Raw genomic sequence first — 19,556 nt, forward strand, 5'->3', positions numbered from 1 at the left:
TTTTATCTACGGAATGGGGGAGAATTTGGGGGCTAGGGCTAGGGCTGGGGCTAGGGCTGGGGTGGGTGATCGGTTGGTTCGAGGTCGTCTTCAAAATGGGGGGGTTTTAAGGAGGATGGGGGGGGATGGTTGGGGGAATTTTGGCGGTAGGGGTCGCTGGTGTAGGCGTCGGGAGGGGGTAAGCGGTCTCGAATGTCCAGGGGGGGTTTTTGGCCGGTGTTTAGTCTAGGGGCTGACCGACGGGCTGTGTCGGGGTTGTTGTTGGGCCGGGTGAAGGTTTTCCAGGCTGTCTGAAAGCCGGTGAGGAAGCTTTTTGTTGTAATTTGTACTTTTTTGACTTGTTGTTTGGCGGTACCCAGACTTTGATCGACTTGTTTTACGACTTGGGAGGCGCTTTCGACGCCTTCGGTGACGTCATCGGTGAGTTCGGTGATTTCCAGGCCGGTGAGGCGAATGGCTTCTAGGGTGGGGGGAAGTTCGCGGGATAGGGTGTCTGCTAGTTTTTCGATGCTACGGGCGGCTCTCCCTATTTCTTGCAAGGCGGGTATGGCTGCTATTAAGACGGCAGTTAAGCTGGCTGCAACGAGCAGTATGGAGAGTCCGAGCCAAAAAATAGGATCTATCACAGCATTATTTTGGTGAGTGGGGAATTTTTACGGAAGGTTTGGTTTTGGGGGGTGGTTATGGTGTTTATATTTCGCTTGGGTCGGTTAGTGAGTTTTTGACTAGGTGGGGGGGTGTTTTTAATTCTGAGTTGGGTGGGGATATTGATGAGCCGGGGTTTTGTGTTTGTATTTTGGTGTCTCGTTCTAGGTTGGAGGCTTCGATGCCGGCGGCTACTGCTTCTCTGAGCCGGTTTAGGGTTTGTTCCCACTGGGTTTTGGCGGTTTCTGAGAGGCGATCTGCTTGCAGTTGGACGCTGGTGCTGAGGTCTTCTGCTAGTTCTGGTAGGGCGTCGGCGGATTTTTTGAGGAGTTTGCGGGTTTCGCGGCCAGATCGAGGGGCGAACAGGAGGCCGGCTACTGTTCCGAGGGCGGTTCCTAAGAGGACTCCGCCGATAAATGTTCCTGTGTTGTTTTTGGACATTTTTTGTTTGTTTATTGTTAAACCTATTGTAAGCGGGGTTGTAGAGGCTGTTTTAATTAGGTTTTTGGGTTTGGGTTTTTTTTGTTTTGTTGGGTTATCTTTTTTTTAGGTTTTTTCTGGCTTTGTTGCTGCGCCTCCAGAGGTTTTGGGTGAGGCTGAAAAGGCTAAGAATTTTTTGGATTTGTTGCAGTTGGGTTTGAAGTTTTTGGTATTGTTTTCGGGCTTGCCGGGTGCCGGTTTGTCCTTTAATGATGTTTTTTGGGGCTGGGTGTAGGACGTTGTGGGTGCTGCGTTCGGCTGCGTTTATGTTGTGGGTTACTTTGGCTAGGGTTCTGCGAAGTTTGATTAGTTGCCATGCGATGTAAAGGCAGCTTAGGGTGATCAGGATGTTTGCGGTTATTACGGCTGTTATCATTTGCCGGTTTGGGTTGGGGGGTTTCCTGCTCGATTTTATCGATTCTTTGGGGGGGTGGCTATGTGCAGTTGGGGGGATTTTTTAACCGCAGATGTATAGCAGGCAAGATGCCTGCTCCACTGTAGGGAATGGTTTTTTGATGGGGGGTTGGTGGGAATTAAAAAAAAACCCCAAACTTTTTAGGGTTTGGGGCTTTTGTTTATGCCAAGAGGCGGATTTGAACCGCCGACACGAGGATTTTCAGTCCTCTGCTCTACCGACTGAGCTATCTCGGCTTGGCTCTGTTCCTTGAGCCTTAATTAATCTAACAAGGTTGTTTTGGTTTGTCAAGGGGTTTGGGAAAAATTTTTTTTTGAGGTTTGATCACATGGGGCGGAGGCGGTTTAGTCGTAGTTTGAAGTTGCCGATGCCGGTTTCTCCGAAGGCGCGGACTCGTATGATGTAGGTGCCGGTTTTGGTGATGCGGGAAAATAGGAGGGAGTTGGTGCTTCCGTCTGGCCCATCGTCGTTTTCGGCTATGGTGGCGCCGTCTTGGGCGAGGAGGGATACTATGGCGTCGAAGTTTTCGGAGCTTAGGTCTATGGTGATTTGGTCGCCTTCTGTTAGGTTGATGATGTAGTCTCTGGCAAAGCCTCCTGTGCCGGTGGGGATGTCTTTTTCTGTGAGGCTGTCTGTGAGTTCGTTGTTGGGGGGTAGGTTGATTGGGTTGTAGAGTTTGGTTTGGGCGTTGGCTGTTTTGATGTTGATGCCGGTGCTGAGGATGAGGGTGCAGGTAAGGGTGATTAATTTCTGTTTCATTGAGGGCGGTTGTGGTTGCAGTCTGCTTGTGTGCTGGAGTTTGAGGGTATGATGACGCTGGGCTTTTGTTTTCTGATTATAGGTTAGGCGGACGGTTGAGATGGTGAGGTTTGCTGTTTTGGGCCGGTTGTTGAAGGGTGGAAATTTTAGGGATTTTTTGATTTTGGGTTTGGTTTGGCTGGTTTGTGGGCTGCATGACCGGCTATGGTTTGCTTTGGATCGCTCGGTTCCTGCTTGGGATCAGGCTGAAAATTTGACGGGGGCTTTAAATTATTGGAATGCTTTGCTGCATCCAAACTGGTTTTCTGCTGGGTGGTGGCGGGATTTTTGGATGCTTTCTTCTAAGATGCCTCCTTTGACTTATATTTTAACTGCTATTTTTCATTTAATTTTTGGAACCGGCCCGCAGCAAGCGACTTTGGTTTATTTGTTTTTTAGTGGGGTTTTGTTGGGTTCTGTTTATGGGTTGGGTCGGGTTTTGTTTGATGGGCGGGTTGGTTTATGGGCGGCGGGTTTATGTGTTTTGTTTCCGGGTTTGGTTCGGTTACGTCTTGAGTTTTTGTTGGATTATCCTTTGACGGCGATGGTGGCGTTGACGTTTTTTTGTTTGACGCTTTGGCGGGGGTGTTTTGGCGATTGGTTGGGTTTGGGGGCGGGCACTTCGTCACGGGCGATAGCTGGGAATTTTATAAGGTTTTTTAATTATCAATCTGCTGTTAGAAATCCTGAAGCATGGGTTTTTGCTTCGCTTTTTGGGCTGTGTTTTGGGTTGGCTTTGTTGGTGAAGCAAACGGCTTTATTTTTTGTTTTGATTCCTTTGTTGTGGGTTGGGGTTGGGGTGCTTTGGCACCGGCAATGGGGGCGTTTTTTTCAGTTGTTGTGGTCTTTGTTTTTGACGCTTTTGGTTTGTGGGCCTTGGTATCGGACGAATTGGTTATTAATTTTAACTTCGGGGAAAAGGGCTACGGTTGATTCGGCTTTTGCTGAGGGTGATCCGGCTTTAAATACTTTGGGGGCTTGGCTTTTTTATGGTCAAGATTTGCCGAATTTGCTTTCTTGGCCTTTGTTGTTGGTGCCGGTGGTTGGGTTTTTGTTATTTGTTATTAAGTTGCTTTTTAGAAATGCGGAATTTAGTAATAATTTAAAAGAAAAGAGAAAGGAGAAAGCAGAAAATACAAAAAAATCTTTAATTTGGTTGTTGGTGTTTTTGGTTGGTTCTTATTTGCTTTGTTCGCTGAATGTGAATAAGGATTCTCGGTATGTTTTGCCTTATTTGCCTGTGGTGGCTTTGTTTCTGGCTTATGGGTTGATGCTTTATCCGCGACGATGGGGCCGGCGGGTTCGGTGGGGGACGGTGGTTTTGGGTGTGGTTTTGATGTTGTTGAATGTTTGGCCGGTGGGGGGTTTTGTTGGTAGGAATTTTGTTAATTTTTTAAGTCCTCGTGGTGAACATTTGGCTTATTTTGGCGCAAAATGGCCTCATCAGGAGGTGATTTCGGAGATTATTAATTATTCGCCTTTTTTGGAGGCAAATTTAGGGGTTTTGCCTTCTACTCCTGAAATTAATCAGCATAATTTTAATTATTTTGGAGCTTTAGAAAGTTTCCAAGTTTATGCGCGTCAGGTGGGGGTTAGGGTTAAGGATGTGGGGCGGGATGCGGGTTCGATGTCTTGGTTTGTTACTAAGACTGGTGATCAAGGTTCGGTGCCAAAGCAGGCGCAGGCGGCTATTGTTAAGTTGGTGGAAGATGGGGGGGATTTTGTTTTACATAAAAGGTGGCGTTTGCCGGATAGGAGTGTGTTGAAGTTATACCGGCGTCGGGTTGATTTTGTTGATGTTGAGGTTGTTAAAAATGAGTCGGTTTCTGGTGGTGTCAGGTTGGCAAGTGTGCGGGTTCCTGATGTTGTTTTGCCTGGGTTGCCGGTGCCGGTTAGTTACGAGTGGTTGGGAAGTTGGGATGAGTTGCAAAAGGGTATTGTTTTGCTGAGTTGGAAACAGGTTGTTTCTGGTTCTAAGGAGAATTTGTCTTTTTTACATGATCATGCGATTGGGTTGGGGATGTTGCATGATAAGGCGAAGGTTTCTAAGTCTGAGGTGTTTTTGGTTCGGGAAAATTTGGCGATGTTACCTCCGCCTAATTCGAGGGGTGTTTATGTTTTGGAGGGGAGGTTTTTAAACCGGCAAACTGGAAAAAGTTATGCAGTTAATGTGCCGAATGTGCGTTTAAGGGTGGATGCGAAGGCGGCGAGAGTGGAGGCGCCGGAGTTGGATCTTGTGACGCAGATGCGGGTTATGGCTGTGTCTTTGCGGTTGGGTGTGGCTGGGTTGGGGCCGATTTTTGAGGAGGTGGCGCGGATTAATCAGTATGATCCAGTGCAGGATTATACAATGGCGGGTGATTTGGCGTTGAGTTACCGGCTGCGGAATGAGGGTGCAAAGCGTTCTTGGGCTTATGCTGTGGGGTTTTCGCGGGTTTTGCGGCAGGATGTGAGGGGGGCGATTCGGGGGCTTGAGGAGGTTGTGAGGTTGGATTCAGAGAATGTTTATGCTTATGGTTATTTAGCTTTTGTGCATTTGTATAATTGGGATGGAAGGCGGGCGGAGAGGGCTTTGAAGCCGGCTTTTGATGTTGATGCGAATGTTGTTGAAATTAAGGCGTTGCGAGGGGTTGCGCGTTTGATGCAGGGTAATTTTTTGGGCGCTTGGGGGGATTTGCAGGTTTTGCGGGGGTTGGGGGGTGGATAAGTATCTACACGAAGAAAGTCGCCGGTTGAAACCGGCGACTACAGGAAGAAAGTCCTACGGACTACAGAAGAAAGCTTTGTAACCCCGGAGGGGTTTTATTCATGTAGACGCCGGTTTTAACCGGTGGCTAATATGGGTGGCGTTTCAGGGGCGTTTATGTGTGGGAGTTGTCAGAATTGGAGGCCGGTGTTTTTGGGTTTTAGAAGCAAATTTCTCCATTATCTAGCTTGGTTTGAAGTTTCTGTTTAACGTTGTCCGTTGATTTAACATCCTCTATTAGTTTGTGGAGATCAGTGTGGCGCTTATCTTGCCGAAGCTCTATGATAAGGTCGATTGTATTTTGCCTCATTCCTACGCCTCTAAATGCTTGCACCAGTTCTTCTTTGCTGGCAGTATTGATATTCACCGGCTTTGTTGGTGGTACCTGATTTCCTATTGGCTGAGCTTTTTTTGGTTCAGCTTCGTCAATTTCCCCGTCTAAGGGAGGTTCCGGGTGATCAATTTTGTACAATTCCGGGTTATCAACTTTGTGCAAAATTTGATCAATCGAATCTAGTAGAAGCTTTAATTGTTTATCTGCTTGGATAAATTCAATGTTCTTAATCTCTAATTTCTTGAGCAAAAGCGATTGACATGAAGGTGCAATTATAAAAGCCAGATCGGGAGGATTGCCATTAACCGAAAAAGGTGTAAATTTAGCATCTTTTAACCACTCATCAAAAGTAGTTAAATGTTTACTCAAAAGGTCATAGTTTTTTGCCTCACCAAATGCTTTAGCTACTGCGTATCCATTATGCAATAACTCTACATAGCAGTCGAAAGCGTGGGTTATATGGCCGTTAGGTGTATCACAAGTGATGGAAGTTGTGGTAGGATATACCTTAACTTCATACTGCTTTTGCTTTAAAAATGTTGCCCATTTCTCTCGACATTTTGCCTCTACTAAATCCCGTGCTTTATTCTCATATACATTAAAGTTTTTGTCAAAATGATTAAAATATTTTTCGTGAATTTCTTTGACTTTACCTCCATATTTTTGGCAAAAATCTCGTAAAGTATGACAATCTTTTCCTGGTTCTACATTTATTGCTTCTATTTCTTGCCATGCTTGCTTAAAATCTTGGCAACCACTATAGGCATCTTTTATCCTTTTAGTAATTTGTTCTTTAATTTTTTCGCACTCTTCTCTACGGAAAGGTACTAACATGACTGTTGAGCCAGATATTTTAGCTGCTAAAGCAGCATCGCTTTGAATAAACTTATCTACATCATCAGAGATACCAACCACATACATCATTAACTGGACTTTCCCTTGATACTTATCAAACGAGCGATTAATTAATGCTCTAATGATTGCTCTTGCCCCTGCCATATATTCTGCGTGGCTTTTTAAGGCATCAAGCTCATCAATGAGATAAACAAATCTAAATGCTGGCTCTTTTTGCTTAACGCCATCAATCAATTTGAAGAAAAGTTGTTCAAAATTTACACCATGTTTTCCTAGTAAATATTCAGTGAATAGCTCACTAAATTTGTTATCCGAGCTAGTTGATTGTTGAAGTTGAGCAAATTGCTCAGTTTTGAGTATCTCTTTGAGAAAATCCTCGCAGCTTGTTTTAACGTTTTGCTTAATTTGAGAACCATTTTTCAATAATTCCCACAAGGTTTGCACCAAAATGTGACAGTATAATTTGACGCCAAAACTTTCCTTTCCCGCTATCGCTAATAAATCATTCAAGGAAAAATTGACAACGACTGAATTAACGCTGTGTTTTGGTTCTACTCTAATTAATTCTCGAAAGTAATTGAGCAATGCAGTTTTACCACTACCGGGTGTAGCCGCAATAAATCTGAACGTGAAAAAGCCCTCTTCAAAATTATGTTTAATATCATCCTTGAGCAGTTCAGTTAAATTAGAAATAGGCCAACCAGACAAGCTGTTTGCTGTGTTATATTGGCCATCAGTCCCAAATTTTCTAACTTCTCGCTCAATCCATATATCTTCAATAAACCCATTACCTTGGCTAACTTGGTGAAGGAAGTCGCGTAAAATTCTTTTTTTTCCAGCATCTTCAGGCATAATCTACTCTATCCAATTAATAAGATCATCTTCTCTTCCAGCAACCACTGAAATTTCACCTTGAGATTTCAGTTTTTCAAAGAACTTTTCAAGCAGAGTTTCAGAAATAGCGTTTTCCTCAATAAACTGCCGAAATAGCTGTTTTTTCACAATGGCAACTACACCCCGTAACTGTTGCTCTTTTCTTTGTTGAAAATAAAGTTTTTTAAACTTCTCAACAAATGTCTCAAAGTCCATCTCCTCAGCCGCAGCCGAGGAAACTACAGTCTCAGGAGACAGTAATTTGAAGCAACTCAAAAGAGCATTTAGCATTTTTGGCCCTTTCGCGGACTCAAATTTATAATCTGTGGTTTGCAAATTTGCTACTAAGGCTTTTTTCCCCAACTCTGTCACCGCAAGCCGGCTTGCTTTCAGAGATTCTAGTAACTTTTGCTGACACAAATCTTCACAAATTTGATCCGCTTTTTTCTTCACATCTGCCGGCAAATTGCCTTTAACATCACCCTTTTTTACCGTCCCGTCTGTCGAGTAAGCAACCGCGAAAAGCAGATAAAGCATTTGTTCGGTGGAAAGCTTAGCCATAAGTTCCTCTCTTCCCCTTAATCCGGGGTTGTGTGTGCTTGAGTCTTCAAAAAATCACTCTGGCAAACTTATAACACAATCCACCGGCCTCTGGCTGAGTAACATTGCTTAACATTAGTCCCATTCATCACCTATTGCCATTGTCTCTGCAAACAACACTTAGACTATTATAAAGTGCTGTTCTCGCATTAAAAAAACTTTAACAAATCTTCATTTTTAGCTTTATATTTAGCAGCCCATAGGCTCTTTTAATATTCTTTTTCTGGAGAAAAATATTTTCTAAGTCGTCCGTTGAAACCGACATCTACATGAATACAACCCCTTCAAGATTAGAAGTTTATTATTTAGACACCGGTTAAATAGCGTCTACATGAATAAAACCCCTCCGGGGTTAGAAAGCTTTATTATTTAGTCCGTAGGACTTTTTTCGTGTAGACGCCGGTTTCAACCGGCGGCGAATAGGGGTGGCGTTTAACCGGCAGCGAATAGGGGTGGCGTTTAACCGGCAGCGAATAGGGGTGGCGTTTAACCGGCAGCGTTTTTCGTGTGGATGCCAATTTTAACCGGCGGCTTTTTTTATTCCGCTTTTTCTCTAACTTTAGACACAGACTCTATCCCCCCATTTCCCGCTTTTAGAAAGAGGCATATTTGCACGCCTTAGCTTAAAATTTCCCTACCAAATAACCAATAAACTTAAAATATCAGGAGCAAAAACTTTGAAATCAGCACTTATTTTACCCCCCAGCACAGAAAAACCCAATTATCAAACCGGCTCAATTTTTTTCGTCGGAACTGCAACCGTTATTTTACGTTACGCCGGCTTTACAATCTTAACAGACCCTAATTTTCTCCACCAAGGCGATCACATTCATTTGGGTTACGGCATTACATCAACTCGCACAACAAACCCCGCGATAGAAATGGAACAACTTCCACCCCTTGATTTTGTTCTACTTTCTCATGTACATGATGATCATTTTGATCGCGTTGCTGAAGCAAACCTCGATAAAAAATTACCAATTATCACCACACCTCAATCCGCTGTTTATCTAGCAAAAAAAGGCTTTTCCTCACCGCAAGCGCTCAAAACTTGGGACACAATAAATATTAGCAAAGGCGACGCCAAACTTTCTATAACTGCCATGCCAGCCACACATGGCCCCGGCATTCTTGGTGCTTTATTACCGCAGGTGATGGGAAGTATGTTAGAATTTCAATTACCTTCTGGTGAAATTGTTTTTCGTCTCTACATCACCGGCGACACTCTCATTCACGAACACCTCAAAGAAATTCCCCAACGCTACCCCAATATTGACCTCGCATTGCTACATTTAGGCGGAACAAAAGCTTTAGGAATTTTGGTAACAATGGACGCAAAACAAGGCGTACAAGCCATCGAAATTATCGCCCCCCAAACGGCAATTCCTATTCATTACAACGATTACACAGCCTTTAAATCTCCCCTCGAAGATTTTATGGCAGCAGTCAAAGCAGCCGGTCTTGAAAATAAAGTAAAATATTTAAGTCATGGCGAAACTTATCAGTTTCAAGTGTCGGGAATTCCTGCTAACTTTGCCGGTTAGTTGATGTTTCTTTTAAAGCTGGGGTGAGTAAGTTTCTGGAGAAAATTGTCAGATTTCAAATTAATCTATTCCGCTAATTCACTCTCCCACTCACCCGTTTCGCCTGGGTAAAATTTCTCGTCTAAAATTGCTGCAAGAGTGTAAAGACATTCGGCGGGAAAAGTGCGTTTTGGTAAATCAGTTTCTCCAGACGCTAAAGCTACACTTTTGTTGAAGTAAACTTCCTCTACTGCTTCTGCTAGGTAAGGTTTTAAACTGGGATTTTGCTTTAATAATCTCCCAATATCAAAGCGTTGTACTCGAATTGTATTCAGCCAACTACGACTACGCCTCTCTGGTTGATACTCCCATTTCAGCAAATGTCCGATTAAAATACTAAGCCGGTTTTCTAATTCCCGCCGTTCTTGTTTACCCAAAGATTCAACCTCCTCTATCAGATTTTCTAAATCAATAGCATGGAATTGACGGTTACGAAGTAACTGTGCTTGTTCTTGTGTCCACGCATAAAAATCAGTCTCATAAAGACCGGAAGTAGACGTTTTTGGGCCGGTTTCTGAAGTGTGCATAAAATTTTTCCTTTCTTGGGTTTTTCACTGTTTTTAATCTTCCCATTCCTTAACCAAATCACTCGCTTCTCCGGGGTAAAACTCCTCGTCTAAAATTTCTGAGAAACTGTAAAGACACACTGTGGGAAATGTGCTTTTGGCTAACTTTGTTTCTAATTTTGCCAAATCTCTACCATTTTCGTAAGCTTCTCCCACAGCTTCTTCTAAGTAAGGTTTTAAACTGGGGTTTTCTTTTAATAGCTTCAATGTATCGCGCCGTTGAATACGAATGGTGGCTAACCAACTGTCGCTACGCCTTTCTGGTTGATACTCCCATTTCAGCAAATGTCCGATTAAAATACTAAGCCGGTTTCTGAGTTCCCGCCGTTCTTGTTTTCCCAAAGATTCAACCTCCTCAATTAAATTTTCTAAATCAATAGCATCAAATTGATGATTACGAAGTAACTGTGCTTGTTCTTGTGTCCACGCATAAAAATCTGTCTCATAAAGACCGGCCTTTTCTGTGGGGGGATGACTTTCTGAAATCTGCATAAAAAATTTCTCCCTTATTTAAAAACCCTATCACTGCCCATTTTAACGCAGCTTTAATAACAAAAAACCCGGCCTCTTTAATCAGAAACCGGGTTACTTTGCACCATAACATAAATGCCAAATCGCAAAGATTATTCGCCTTTAGTCATCACCAACACCTCACCTTTAAGCATCCGAGTCGCCGCCTCAAGCAACGCCTCTTCCAAATAAGGCTTCGTGAAATAACCGCGAGCACCCAAAGACACCGCCATTTGCCGGTGCCGGTCTGCACCACGAGAAGTTAACATAGCAATTGGTAAATTCGTCAGAATTGCATCTTTTTGCATCCGAGACAACAACTCCAAACCATCCATACGCGGCATTTCGATATCGCAGAACACAATATCGCAAGGCAAACCAGAGCGTAATTTTTCCCACGCCTCCTGACCATCTCGCGCTTGTTCCACCCGATATCCCGCCTTGTTGAAGGTCATACTCAACAACTCGCGTACCGTAATAGAATCGTCCACAATCAGCACAGTTGGCTCGTTCTTCTCGATAATCTCCACCGGCACCGAGTTAGCAGAATCATCCCAGAGATTACCACCGGCCTCCTTGCGAATGCGTCCCGCAGCCAAATCAATCAACTCCAGAACATCCGCAATAGCCACAATTCGACCATCCCCCATCACCGTCGCACCGGCCACCCCCACAGGCTTAGGCACCGGCCCTTCCAACTGCTTAATCACAATTTCCTGCTCACCTAACACCTGATCCACTTGCAGAGCCAAATAATTGCCCGCACTTCGTAGCACAACTACCGATATCACATCATCTTCAGCATTAGTGCCATATACATTACCCCGGCCCAAATGCCGGTTATAACCAAGCAACTCGCGTAGATGACGGAACGAAAGCATCGAATCACGCCAAGCAATACTCATTTGCCCATCCGCTGTTATTTGTACCCGATCACGAGGCACATCCAACATATCCTCAACCCCATCCATCGGGAAAGCAATGCGAGCACGGTCACTTATACAACAAAGCGCCTTAGAAATACTCAGCGTCAACGGCAAGCGAATCGTAAACGTAGTACCCTTACCAATACTAGAATCGGTACTTATCACCCCCCGAATCTCACTTAAATCATTACGAATCACATCCATGCCAACGCCTCGGCCCGCCGTCATATTAGCCTTCTCCATTGTGCTAAAGCCCGGATGATACAGAAGCTCATATACATCAGGCCGGCCCATACTAGCAGCCTCAGCCGCAGTAATTAACTTTTTCTCAATGGCCTTGCGTTTAACCTTCTCCGTATCAATACCGGCCCCATCATCAGAGAAAGAAATCACCGTTTGGTTGCCTTGATGGAAAGATCGAATTGTAATCCGGCCCACCGGCGGCTTACCGGCAGCAATTCGCACCGCAGGCGTTTCAATGCCGTGAGCAATAGCATTATTAATCAAATGCTTAAGCGGGTCAGACAAATGCTCCAAAATCAACTTATCAAGCATGGTGTCCCGGCCTTCCAGGCGAACCTCAGCTTGTTTTTCATGTTCAATCGCCTTATCACGCACCGCACGCGCCAAAGGAAAAATTTTCTCAATCGAAGAAAAAGGCACCATTCGAGAACGAGTCAAACCTTCTTGCAACTGAGTTGTAATTTGCCGCAATTGCCTTGTCACCTGCTCAGTTTCATCAACCAAAAACTCAATATCCGCCGCTGATTCTCGCACCCGTACAATTAACTCAATAATTTCTTGAGACTGGGTGTGGAAGCCGGTAAACCTGTCCATTTCCAAAGCATCAAAAGCAGCACCAGTCGAATGAGAATTAGTTTTACCACTTCGCATTGCTTGGTAATGTTGCCTTGAAGAAAGCAAGGAAATTTCCAACAACGAACGCTCATACAAATCCTGCATCCGTTGACCCACATCTGACAACTGGCTAACTTGATGCAGCAAATTATCCAAAAATTGCCGCAAACGCTCTTGATCTTGTTCTAAACTGTTGCGGTTAACAACCAATTCCCCCACCAAGTTGCTGAGGTTATCAAGTTGCTTAATTGGCACCCGCATGGTTTGCTCGACAAAAGATTTTTGCTTTTTGCCGGCCACCGAACCACTACCTGTAACAGGTTTTTGAGCTATTCTGCTTCCTGGCAAGGATTTTTCGGCCCCGCGCAGTAGTTCGTGGAGGTCTGCAAATTCGTCGGTTTCCATTCCGTCGGAGTCGGAGAGGCTCTCCATAAACGCTTCTTGTGATTCGTTTGTTTGGGCAGGAAAAATAATTTGGGGTAGTGTCGGTTGGGGGGCTGCCGGTGGTATGGATGGCCGGTCTAGGAGGGCTTCCAATTCCGTAAATAAGGTAGCCGGATCATTGTTCTGGCTGTCAAAAAATGCTTCTGTGCAGGGTTGTTCTAAAAGTGCTTCGAGCAATAAAAACGAAGCAGTTTCTGTTGATTTGGAATTTTTTTCTTTTGATTTTGGCTCTATTACAGGTTCGGATACTGGGATAACTGGGGTTGGTTTTTGGGCCGGTGCTGCTTTTGAAGATAAAGGCGCTGTTGTTTCCTGAGCAGGTTCTAATTCCCCCATTAATTCATCAAATGTCAGTTCTTCCTCAAAGATAATTTCCTGATTATTTTTAGGTTGTACTTCTTCTAAAAATTTCCGAGAATTCTTTGTTTTATTTCCTGTTAATAATGTATCAACAAAGAAAAGCGAACCAAAATCATCTGACTGAAGACTATCTGTAGTGCTGGCAGTGGCTTCGCCGGCATCCGACTCAAATACTAAATCTAACTCTTCATCAAATAAAGAATCAGCATCAATTATTACCCCCCCATCATCGCTGCCAAAAAGTTCATCGCTCAGAGAATTTTCTGCCGTATTCTCACTAATTTTTTCCTCAAACAACTCATTAAAAGAGTTATCAAAAGAAGAAGTTTCCTCAGCAAACAAATCCTCCTCACCGTTAAGGTCGGAAGTGGGGATTTGTGAGTTTGCAGTTGGGAGGTTGTCGGTAGGGGGGGTTTTTTCTTCTTTTAATTCCCTCCTCTCCACTCCTTCCTGATTGTGCTTGTTTTCTAATTCTGGAAGGTCGGCAAAAAGAGCATCTAAATCATCTGATTGGCTCTGGAGAGAACTATCTGCCAGGGCGGGAGAATTTTGCGGAGGCGTTTGGAAAAATATGGCATCAAAGTCATCATCATTATTGGTTTTCGGCTCAAATTCTTCTTCAAAAAGCGAAGCGCTATCCAGTTCAAGGTCGCCCCATTCAGCTTTGATTTCTTCTAAGTCTACTGAAAGTGAAGAAGCTGCTGTCTCGGAAAAATCGCCAATAGAGAGAAGCTCACTTAAGTCTAGGGAGCTATCAGAATCAACAGCGTTTTTTGTGTTAGTTGAATTGAAATTAGATGTTTCTGGTTTCGTTATATTGTCTTTTTGATCAAACAGAGTTTCAAAGTCTAGGGAAGTATCGGTATTGAGAGCCGTTGGCGGATTTACGGGGGAGGTTTCGCTTTCGGGGGTATTCCACAGTTCTTCCCATTCCATTGTTTTTTGTGAATCTTGATTGATTACGGAGTTTTGTGGGTTTATTGGGGCTGGTGAGTCTTCATCTGCGTCGTTGCCGGCAAACAAGGCTTCCAAGTCATCCGCGCTTTCTTGCATAGAAAATAAATCGGGGTGGTTACGTCGTCGGGTGCCGGTTGTTGGGCTGTCGGTTGTGGAGTGAGGTGTTTCGGTTTGGTTCCAGTTGTCTTCGTTGAGCAGGGAGTCTCCAAATAAGTTATTAAGTTCATCAACCGAGGTGATTTCTTCAATATGGTTGCCGGTGTCTTCCTCAAAGAGGAGGTCTGCAAAATCCGAGTCTAATTCCTCTGAGGAAGATGCGCCGAGGGAGGCGGACTGAGTTAAGTGTGAAAGTTCTTGGCGCTTGGGAGAGTCGATAATTTCTTCAGCTTCCCAGGTGCTATCTAACTCTGGGGCTTCGCCTTCAAATAAATCAGCTAAACTGGTGAGTTCTGCCATACCGACTTCGGGGCCAACTGTACGGGAACGCTTTCCGCTGTTGACTGCTGGGGCGTTGCGCGTTGAGGGGGCTGGGTTTTTTGAGGTGCCGGCTTTTTGGGAGGCCGGTGTAGCTGGTTCTGATGAGTTGTTATGGTTGGGCTGTTGGGGTAACATAGCAAAACTTGTGGCTGTGTTTTTGGATTTGTGGTTTTTTGAGTCTGGCTTTTCTGGGTTTTTGTGAGAGCCGTTGGTTATTGTTTGGGGAGGCTGGAGAATTTGGAGGTTGTTGCTGATGGCGATCTGGTTAGTTTTGCCTGCCAGAACAAATTCTTGGGCTTGCTTGATGTCTCTGATAATGACAGGGGCGAGGCTAGAGAAGGTATGTTTGGGATCGTTGATCGCCTGTCGCGCTGCTTCGATCAGGTCGCACCAGGGTTGTAGTTCAAACTGTTCGCCGGCTGCGATCAATCGGTGGCAAATGTCTTGAAGTTTTTTTCGGGTTTGTGAGGTTGGTTGCTGTTTGAAAAGTTCCAGCATTTCCCGCAACCCTTGGGGTACATCACTTTGAAAAATCAGTTGCAGGGCGCTAACTTCAAGATTTTCGTTGAGATATGGCGTAGGGGTTTTGAGGCTGGCGGCGGAGGGTTGGAGAGTGGGGATATTTTGAGGGGATTTTGGAGAAGTGAGACGAGAATCAGATGTGCTGACAAGGCTTTTGAGGTGGTGGGTAATTTCGGCGATAGTTGGCTCAACGTTTGCCATCAGCGGTGCCGTGACTTCCGGCGTTTCTCCAGCCCCTGTTTGGATTTGTTCGAGCAATGCTTGCATGGCGTCGAAGACTTTGAGAAAGAGGGTTTCTAGTTTTTGGTCTACGACGACAGGACACTCCTCAAGAATTTTAAAACAGTCCTCGAACAGATGAGCGGTGGTTTTGATTGCAGTCAGACCGAGCATGGCGGCGCCGCCTTTGACAGAGTGGGCAGCGCGGAAGACTTCTTTAACGATTTCTGGGTCTTCGATGGTTGCTTGCAAATTTAGTAAGCCGTGTTCGATGGTATTGAGGTGTTCTTTTGCTTCCTCAATAAAGTAGCCCATGATTCGTTGTTGTTGTTCCGGCAGCATAGGGCAGGGTAAACGACTTTGGTGGATTTGAAAAAGGGCGGCGCACAGCCTTTTCAAGTCTTGGCAGCGCGGTGATTTTGAGGAGGCGTGGGGAGGGGTTGTTTGTTTTGTTGCCCATCCCCGCGTCTAACTAGCGGTCGGTGGTGTCTACGCGGAAACGTTCTACGGAGGTGAGCAAGTCGCGGGCAACTCCTACCAAGTTTTGCAAGGCTCCTGAGACTCTTTGGGCTTCTTGGGAGGTTTCTTGGGCTGTGAGTTCGACGGCCTGCATAACTTGGGCAACGGCGCGGGAAGTTTCGGTTTGTTCGACGGTATCGGCGGTGATGGAACGCACCAAAACGTCGATCCGCTGGGCAACTTGGATGATTTCGTCGAGGGAGCGTTTGGCTTGTTCGGCCAATCGAGTGCCGTGCAAGACTTGCTGCGTGCCTTCCTCCATTGCGGTCATTACCTGGCCGGTTTCACTTTGGATCTGCATCACGATTTGCTCGATCTCTTTAAGTGATTTGGCTGAGCGGTCGGCAAGCTGACGCACTTCGTCGGCAACAATGGCGAAGCCTCGACCGGCCTCACCGGCACGGGCGGCCTCAATACTGGCGTTGAGGGCGAGTAGGTTGGTGCGGGAGGCGATTTGAGAAATCAAGGCGACAATTTTAGAAATTTCTTGAGAAGATTCGGCTAATCGCTTGACTTTTCGAGTTGTTTCTGCTACGTTTTCTCGAATTTCTAAAATCCCTGCTACGGTTTGTTCGACCGCTTCCCCGCCTTTGATGGCGGTAGCTGAGGCCAGACGGGCGACTTCTTCGGCTTCGCGGGCGCTGTCGGCCACACGCTGAATCGAGTCTGTCATCACCTGAACCGAGTTAAGGGTTGCAGCCAGTTCTTCGGCTTGGCGCAAGGCATCCGAGGCTAAACTGCGGGCGAAAGATTCACTATCGGCGGAGCCTTTGGTCACTTGGCGAGCGGCGAGTTTCACCTGCATAACAATTTCTCGCAGGTTTTGAATTGTGAGGTTAAAGGAGTCGGCGACGGCTCCGAGAACGTCGGCGGTGACTTCGGCTTGAACGGTGAGGTCGCCTCGCGCTGCTCCTTCTACGTCGTCTAGCAGGCGGATAACTTGTCTTTGCAGGTCTTCTTTGGCTTGTTCTTGTTCTTCGGCTTTGCGTTGAGCTTCACTGGTGGTGGTGAAGATGATCCGGGCCATTGAATTAAATTTCGTGGCCAATGCTCCAAATTCATCTTCCGACAGTACGGTAGCACGAGCCCCCAGGTTGCCTTGGGAGACGGCTTCAAATTGCGATTGGAGGTCGTCGGTTGAACGTTTGATCTGCCGCGAAGTTAGTTGTCCGATGCCTAGTGTTGTTAGCCCAGAGGCGACCCCAGCCGCTAGGGACATGGCGGCATTTTTTAACTGCGGTATGGGGTAGATCATGGCGGAGGTGTAACTCACTGCGGCGGTGGCGATCATGGTGACGGCGGCGCCGGTGAGGGCTGTCCACAGTTGTTTTGTGGGCAGGGGTGCGTTTTCAAAGAATGCTAACCACCCTTGTTCGTGGGTGACGGTTGGCTCTATTGATTGATCAGGTTGGGCGAAGGTGGGAACCGGCTCGCTTGTGCCGGCAATGCTGAAGATTTCGTCGTCTCGGATCAATGAGCCGTCGGTGAGGTCGCTGTTAAAGCCTGAGTTTTTGCTTGGCCGGGGTGTGGGTAGGCTTTTGCCGCTAAAGTTGAAACCGGCAGGAGAGGGACTGGTAGCGCCGGTGGAGTCTTCGGATAAGTCAAAGTCAGGGATTATTCCACCGTAGTCGTCGAAATCTTCAAATTCATCTAGGTATTCAAAGCTGTCTGGGCTGGCTCCTTTCTGGTTGTTGGGAGTTGTTATAAATTCGCTGCCTAGGGAGGCTTCGCTGAAGGGATCTTCTTCGTAGTCTCCGCTATCGAACGCATCGAACTCATGGCGCTGCCGGTGGCCGTTATAGCCGTTGTTTTTCTGCGTTGGCGTGTAGGTGGCTCCCAAGGCGCGGTAGTCGTTGCTGCTTCCGTTTTCTCCGTTATGGCTGTGCAAGTCTGAGTTGGTTTCGGCAAAGTAGTCTACGCCGGCTGCTTGCAGTTTTTCTGCTCCCATCAACAAGGTGGCGTCTTCTGAAAAGGCGGCGTTTTTTGTTGGAAACCGCTTGCCTTGCTCTTGGTGACTGGCTTGTTCTTGCAATAAGGAGGCTGTTGTTGAGTCGGTTGAATCGATTTCGCCGGCAAAAGGATCAGAAAAGTCTGTGTTGCTTTCTGTGGCTTTTTGCCACGCGCTTTCTAGGGCTTCGTTATTGTTTGCGCTTTCTGGCCATTCTAGTTCCCCAAAGGCGTCGTCTAGGTCATCAAAGGCTTCTCCTCCATCAAAACTACCGTTTCCAAAGTAGTTGTCTTGGTTATAGCCGTTGAGATCGTTTTCTTCGGGAGCGATAAAGATGTTATTGCCGTTGTTTAATGTGGCTTCTGGGTTCGGTTTGGTTGTGTTGCCGTAGCCAACCTTTTGGTCGCTTGTTGCTACGGGCGGTGCAAAGTCTTCTCTGCTGTCTATTTCTTCCAACGAAGGCATTTCTTCTAGGCTTAAAAAGTCTGGGAGGTCTGTTCCTAGAAACCCGTCTTCATCGTTGCTGTCTTGATTTCCAAAATGGTTTTCTTGATAGTTAAAGAGATCACTTTCTTGATAGTCAGCGATTTCGTTGCCATGAAGGGCAAAGGGGTCTTGAATGTCTTGGTTGCTGTTGTTGTCTGAGATCAAGTTATGATCTGTGCTGTATTCAGATTCGCTTTCATTTAAAAAGGGATTGCCATATTCTCCGCTTTCTAATTCTTCTGAACCCACCAAATCAAAACTGTTGCCTTCTAATTCGCTAAGATCAAAATCTCCCAGTTCGTCTAGGGCTTCGGTGTTGAGGGTGTTGTTTGTTTGAGAATTTTGCTCAAAGGCATCTAGTGCTGGTATGTTGTCTATTTCTGAGCTTTCGTTGTAGGCATTTGGCTCTTCAAAAAAGGCCATTTCATCAAAGTTGACTTCTTGGCTGTTTTCGAGAAATTGATTTGTGTGGGCTAGTCCTTGGTTAGCTAGGTCTGTATAGTCTGGTTCTGATGTTAGGTGCAGGACGGCTTCGTATTCTTCTCTGGCTTGTTCGTATTGGTTAAAAACATAGCAGTAGATGTTGCCACGCAGTAGCCTAACGCTGTAGTCTTCTGGCTGCTCTTGGACTAAGCGATCCAAAATGACTGCTGCTTCTTCGTAATTTCCGTCTGTATAGGCCGCTTGGGCCTTTTCGTATTCCTGTGAGTAGTCTGTTGTTGGTGCCATGCAACCTCCCCCTGCCCCCGCGCTTGTATCTTTTTCGTTCTTGGATTTTAAATTTGAATGTGAATATAAAATCTTTAATCTTTATATTCTCAAAATTTTATTTTTTTATGTCGCCCAGCGAGCTGAACGCAAAATTTTGACTTGATCTAGTAACCGCAAAACTCGTTCGCTTTCGCCACTCAATACCCACTGACCGTCTAGAAAGGGTTCCATACTGTCTGGGGCGTTGGTTCTCCTTATGAGTTGTGCGGTGTCTAGCCAATCCATCCCTACGATGCGATCAACAGCTAACCCCAGTATAGTGTCTTGGTCTTCTACTGCAATGACTGGTAGTTCAGGCCGATCTGTGTTTAAAGGGGTGGTATCTCCTAAAAATTGTCCGAGATCGGCTACCCAAATTACTCTTCCTCGCACGTTTAGTGTTCCCAAAAGTAAGGAGGATACGTTGGGGATTGGGGTGATGCGGTCGGGGGATGGCGAGATGACTTCTCGTATCCCTTTGGCTTGTAAGGCAAATTCGTTGCCGGACTGAACAAAAAATCGCAGGTGTAAATCACCTTCTGGGCTTTCTAGTTCTTGAAATTCTGCTGCTGAGTCTGGCCCAATGCCTGTTAAAAAGTCTGGGGTTCCCACCATTGTTTATTTGGCCTCCGATGTTTCCTTGGGCTTGTATGGTTGGCTGTGTGGGTTTTTTTGGCGCGAGTTT

General features: G+C 45.7%; 14 protein-coding genes and 1 tRNA gene. 2 read left to right on the forward strand and 13 right to left on the reverse strand.

All coding sequences use genetic code 11. From position 1 onward, the window contains the following. Nucleotides 1–50: 50 nt before the first annotated feature. The 5 genes from NG798_RS14485 to NG798_RS14505 all read right to left on the reverse strand — a co-directional run bounded on the left by NG798_RS14485 (nt 51) and on the right by NG798_RS14505 (nt 2,299). The gene (locus NG798_RS14485) at nt 51–626 is read right to left on the reverse strand and encodes a DUF948 domain-containing protein (protein WP_261224177.1); all 576 of its coding nucleotides are present in this window, start codon (nt 624–626) and stop codon (nt 51–53) included. Nucleotides 627–690: 64 nt separating this feature from the next. Next, nucleotides 691–1,086 (reverse strand): YtxH domain-containing protein, encoded by a 396-nt coding sequence (locus tag NG798_RS14490; RefSeq protein WP_261224179.1) that lies wholly within the window; start codon nt 1,084–1,086, stop codon nt 691–693. A 94-nt stretch (nt 1,087–1,180) separates the two neighbouring features. After that, the gene (locus NG798_RS14495; protein ID WP_261224181.1) at nt 1,181–1,501 is read right to left on the reverse strand and encodes a hypothetical protein; all 321 of its coding nucleotides are present in this window, start codon (nt 1,499–1,501) and stop codon (nt 1,181–1,183) included. A 202-nt stretch (nt 1,502–1,703) separates the two neighbouring features. Then, nucleotides 1,704–1,776: transfer RNA gene (locus NG798_RS14500), tRNA-Phe, on the reverse strand. A gap of 88 nt (nt 1,777–1,864) precedes the next feature. After that, nucleotides 1,865–2,299: a PPC domain-containing protein gene (locus tag NG798_RS14505; protein WP_261224183.1), complete on the reverse strand. Its 435-nt coding sequence runs from the start codon at nt 2,297–2,299 to the stop codon at nt 1,865–1,867. Between the two features lie 100 nt (nt 2,300–2,399). Here NG798_RS14505 and NG798_RS14510 point away from each other — a divergent pair, with 100 nt between their 5' ends. Next, the gene (locus NG798_RS14510) at nt 2,400–5,045 is read left to right on the forward strand and encodes a glycosyltransferase family 39 protein (protein WP_261224192.1); all 2,646 of its coding nucleotides are present in this window, start codon (nt 2,400–2,402) and stop codon (nt 5,043–5,045) included. Between the two features lie 199 nt (nt 5,046–5,244). On the opposite strand, the gene NG798_RS14515 is transcribed toward NG798_RS14510, so the two are convergent. The 3 genes from NG798_RS14515 to NG798_RS14525 form a co-directional block, all read right to left on the reverse strand. Beyond that, nucleotides 5,245–7,125: a hypothetical protein gene (locus tag NG798_RS14515; protein WP_261224194.1), complete on the reverse strand. Its 1,881-nt coding sequence runs from the start codon at nt 7,123–7,125 to the stop codon at nt 5,245–5,247. Nucleotides 7,126–7,128: 3 nt separating this feature from the next. Then, nucleotides 7,129–7,707: a hypothetical protein gene (locus NG798_RS14520; protein WP_261224197.1), complete on the reverse strand. Its 579-nt coding sequence runs from the start codon at nt 7,705–7,707 to the stop codon at nt 7,129–7,131. A 404-nt stretch (nt 7,708–8,111) separates the two neighbouring features. After that, a complete protein-coding gene (locus NG798_RS14525; RefSeq protein WP_261224199.1) occupies nt 8,112–8,264 on the reverse strand; it encodes a hypothetical protein in 153 nt (50 codons plus the stop codon). A 159-nt stretch (nt 8,265–8,423) separates the two neighbouring features. Here NG798_RS14525 and NG798_RS14530 point away from each other — a divergent pair, with 159 nt between their 5' ends. Further along, nucleotides 8,424–9,290: an MBL fold metallo-hydrolase gene (locus NG798_RS14530; protein WP_261224201.1), complete on the forward strand. Its 867-nt coding sequence runs from the start codon at nt 8,424–8,426 to the stop codon at nt 9,288–9,290. 65 nt (nt 9,291–9,355) lie between these two features. On the opposite strand, the gene NG798_RS14535 is transcribed toward NG798_RS14530, so the two are convergent. The 5 genes from NG798_RS14535 to NG798_RS14555 all read right to left on the reverse strand — a co-directional run bounded on the left by NG798_RS14535 (nt 9,356) and on the right by NG798_RS14555 (nt 19,486). Then, nucleotides 9,356–9,856 carry a DUF29 domain-containing protein gene (locus tag NG798_RS14535; protein ID WP_261224203.1) on the reverse strand — a complete coding sequence of 167 codons (501 nt, stop codon included), beginning with the start codon at nt 9,854–9,856 and terminating at the stop codon, nt 9,356–9,358. 33 nt (nt 9,857–9,889) lie between these two features. Then, a complete protein-coding gene (locus NG798_RS14540; protein ID WP_261224205.1) occupies nt 9,890–10,387 on the reverse strand; it encodes a DUF29 domain-containing protein in 498 nt (165 codons plus the stop codon). A 131-nt stretch (nt 10,388–10,518) separates the two neighbouring features. Further along, nucleotides 10,519–15,510, reverse strand: coding sequence for a response regulator (locus NG798_RS14545; protein WP_261224208.1), 4,992 nt, complete (start codon nt 15,508–15,510; stop codon nt 10,519–10,521). A 130-nt stretch (nt 15,511–15,640) separates the two neighbouring features. Continuing rightward, nucleotides 15,641–18,850, reverse strand: a complete 3,210-nt coding sequence (locus NG798_RS14550; protein ID WP_261224217.1) for a methyl-accepting chemotaxis protein — start codon at nt 18,848–18,850, stop codon at nt 15,641–15,643. Between the two features lie 105 nt (nt 18,851–18,955). After that, a complete protein-coding gene (locus NG798_RS14555) occupies nt 18,956–19,486 on the reverse strand; it encodes a chemotaxis protein CheW (RefSeq protein WP_261224219.1) in 531 nt (176 codons plus the stop codon). Between the last annotated feature and the right edge of the window lie 70 nt (nt 19,487–19,556).

Origin of the sequence: Ancylothrix sp. D3o (assembly GCF_025370775.1) — a bacterium.
GTDB lineage: Bacteria > Cyanobacteriota > Cyanobacteriia > Cyanobacteriales > Oscillatoriaceae > Ancylothrix.

Coding starts and splice junctions, on each gene's coding strand:
- NG798_RS14490 (WP_261224179.1), bottom strand. CDS start 1,086: ATGTCCAAAAACAACACAGGAACATTTATCGGCGGAGTCCTCTTAGGA.
- NG798_RS14495 (WP_261224181.1), bottom strand. CDS start 1,501: ATGATAACAGCCGTAATAACCGCAAACATCCTGATCACCCTAAGCTGC.
- NG798_RS14505 (WP_261224183.1), bottom strand. CDS start 2,299: ATGAAACAGAAATTAATCACCCTTACCTGCACCCTCATCCTCAGCACC.
- NG798_RS14510 (WP_261224192.1), top strand. CDS start 2,400: ATGGTGAGGTTTGCTGTTTTGGGCCGGTTGTTGAAGGGTGGAAATTTT.
- NG798_RS14515 (WP_261224194.1), bottom strand. CDS start 7,125: ATGCCTGAAGATGCTGGAAAAAAAAGAATTTTACGCGACTTCCTTCAC.
- NG798_RS14520 (WP_261224197.1), bottom strand. CDS start 7,707: ATGGCTAAGCTTTCCACCGAACAAATGCTTTATCTGCTTTTCGCGGTT.
- NG798_RS14535 (WP_261224203.1), bottom strand. CDS start 9,856: ATGCACACTTCAGAAACCGGCCCAAAAACGTCTACTTCCGGTCTTTAT.
- NG798_RS14540 (WP_261224205.1), bottom strand. CDS start 10,387: ATGCAGATTTCAGAAAGTCATCCCCCCACAGAAAAGGCCGGTCTTTAT.
- NG798_RS14545 (WP_261224208.1), bottom strand. CDS start 15,510: ATGCTGCCGGAACAACAACAACGAATCATGGGCTACTTTATTGAGGAA.
- NG798_RS14550 (WP_261224217.1), bottom strand. CDS start 18,850: ATGGCACCAACAACAGACTACTCACAGGAATACGAAAAGGCCCAAGCG.
- NG798_RS14555 (WP_261224219.1), bottom strand. CDS start 19,486: ATGGTGGGAACCCCAGACTTTTTAACAGGCATTGGGCCAGACTCAGCA.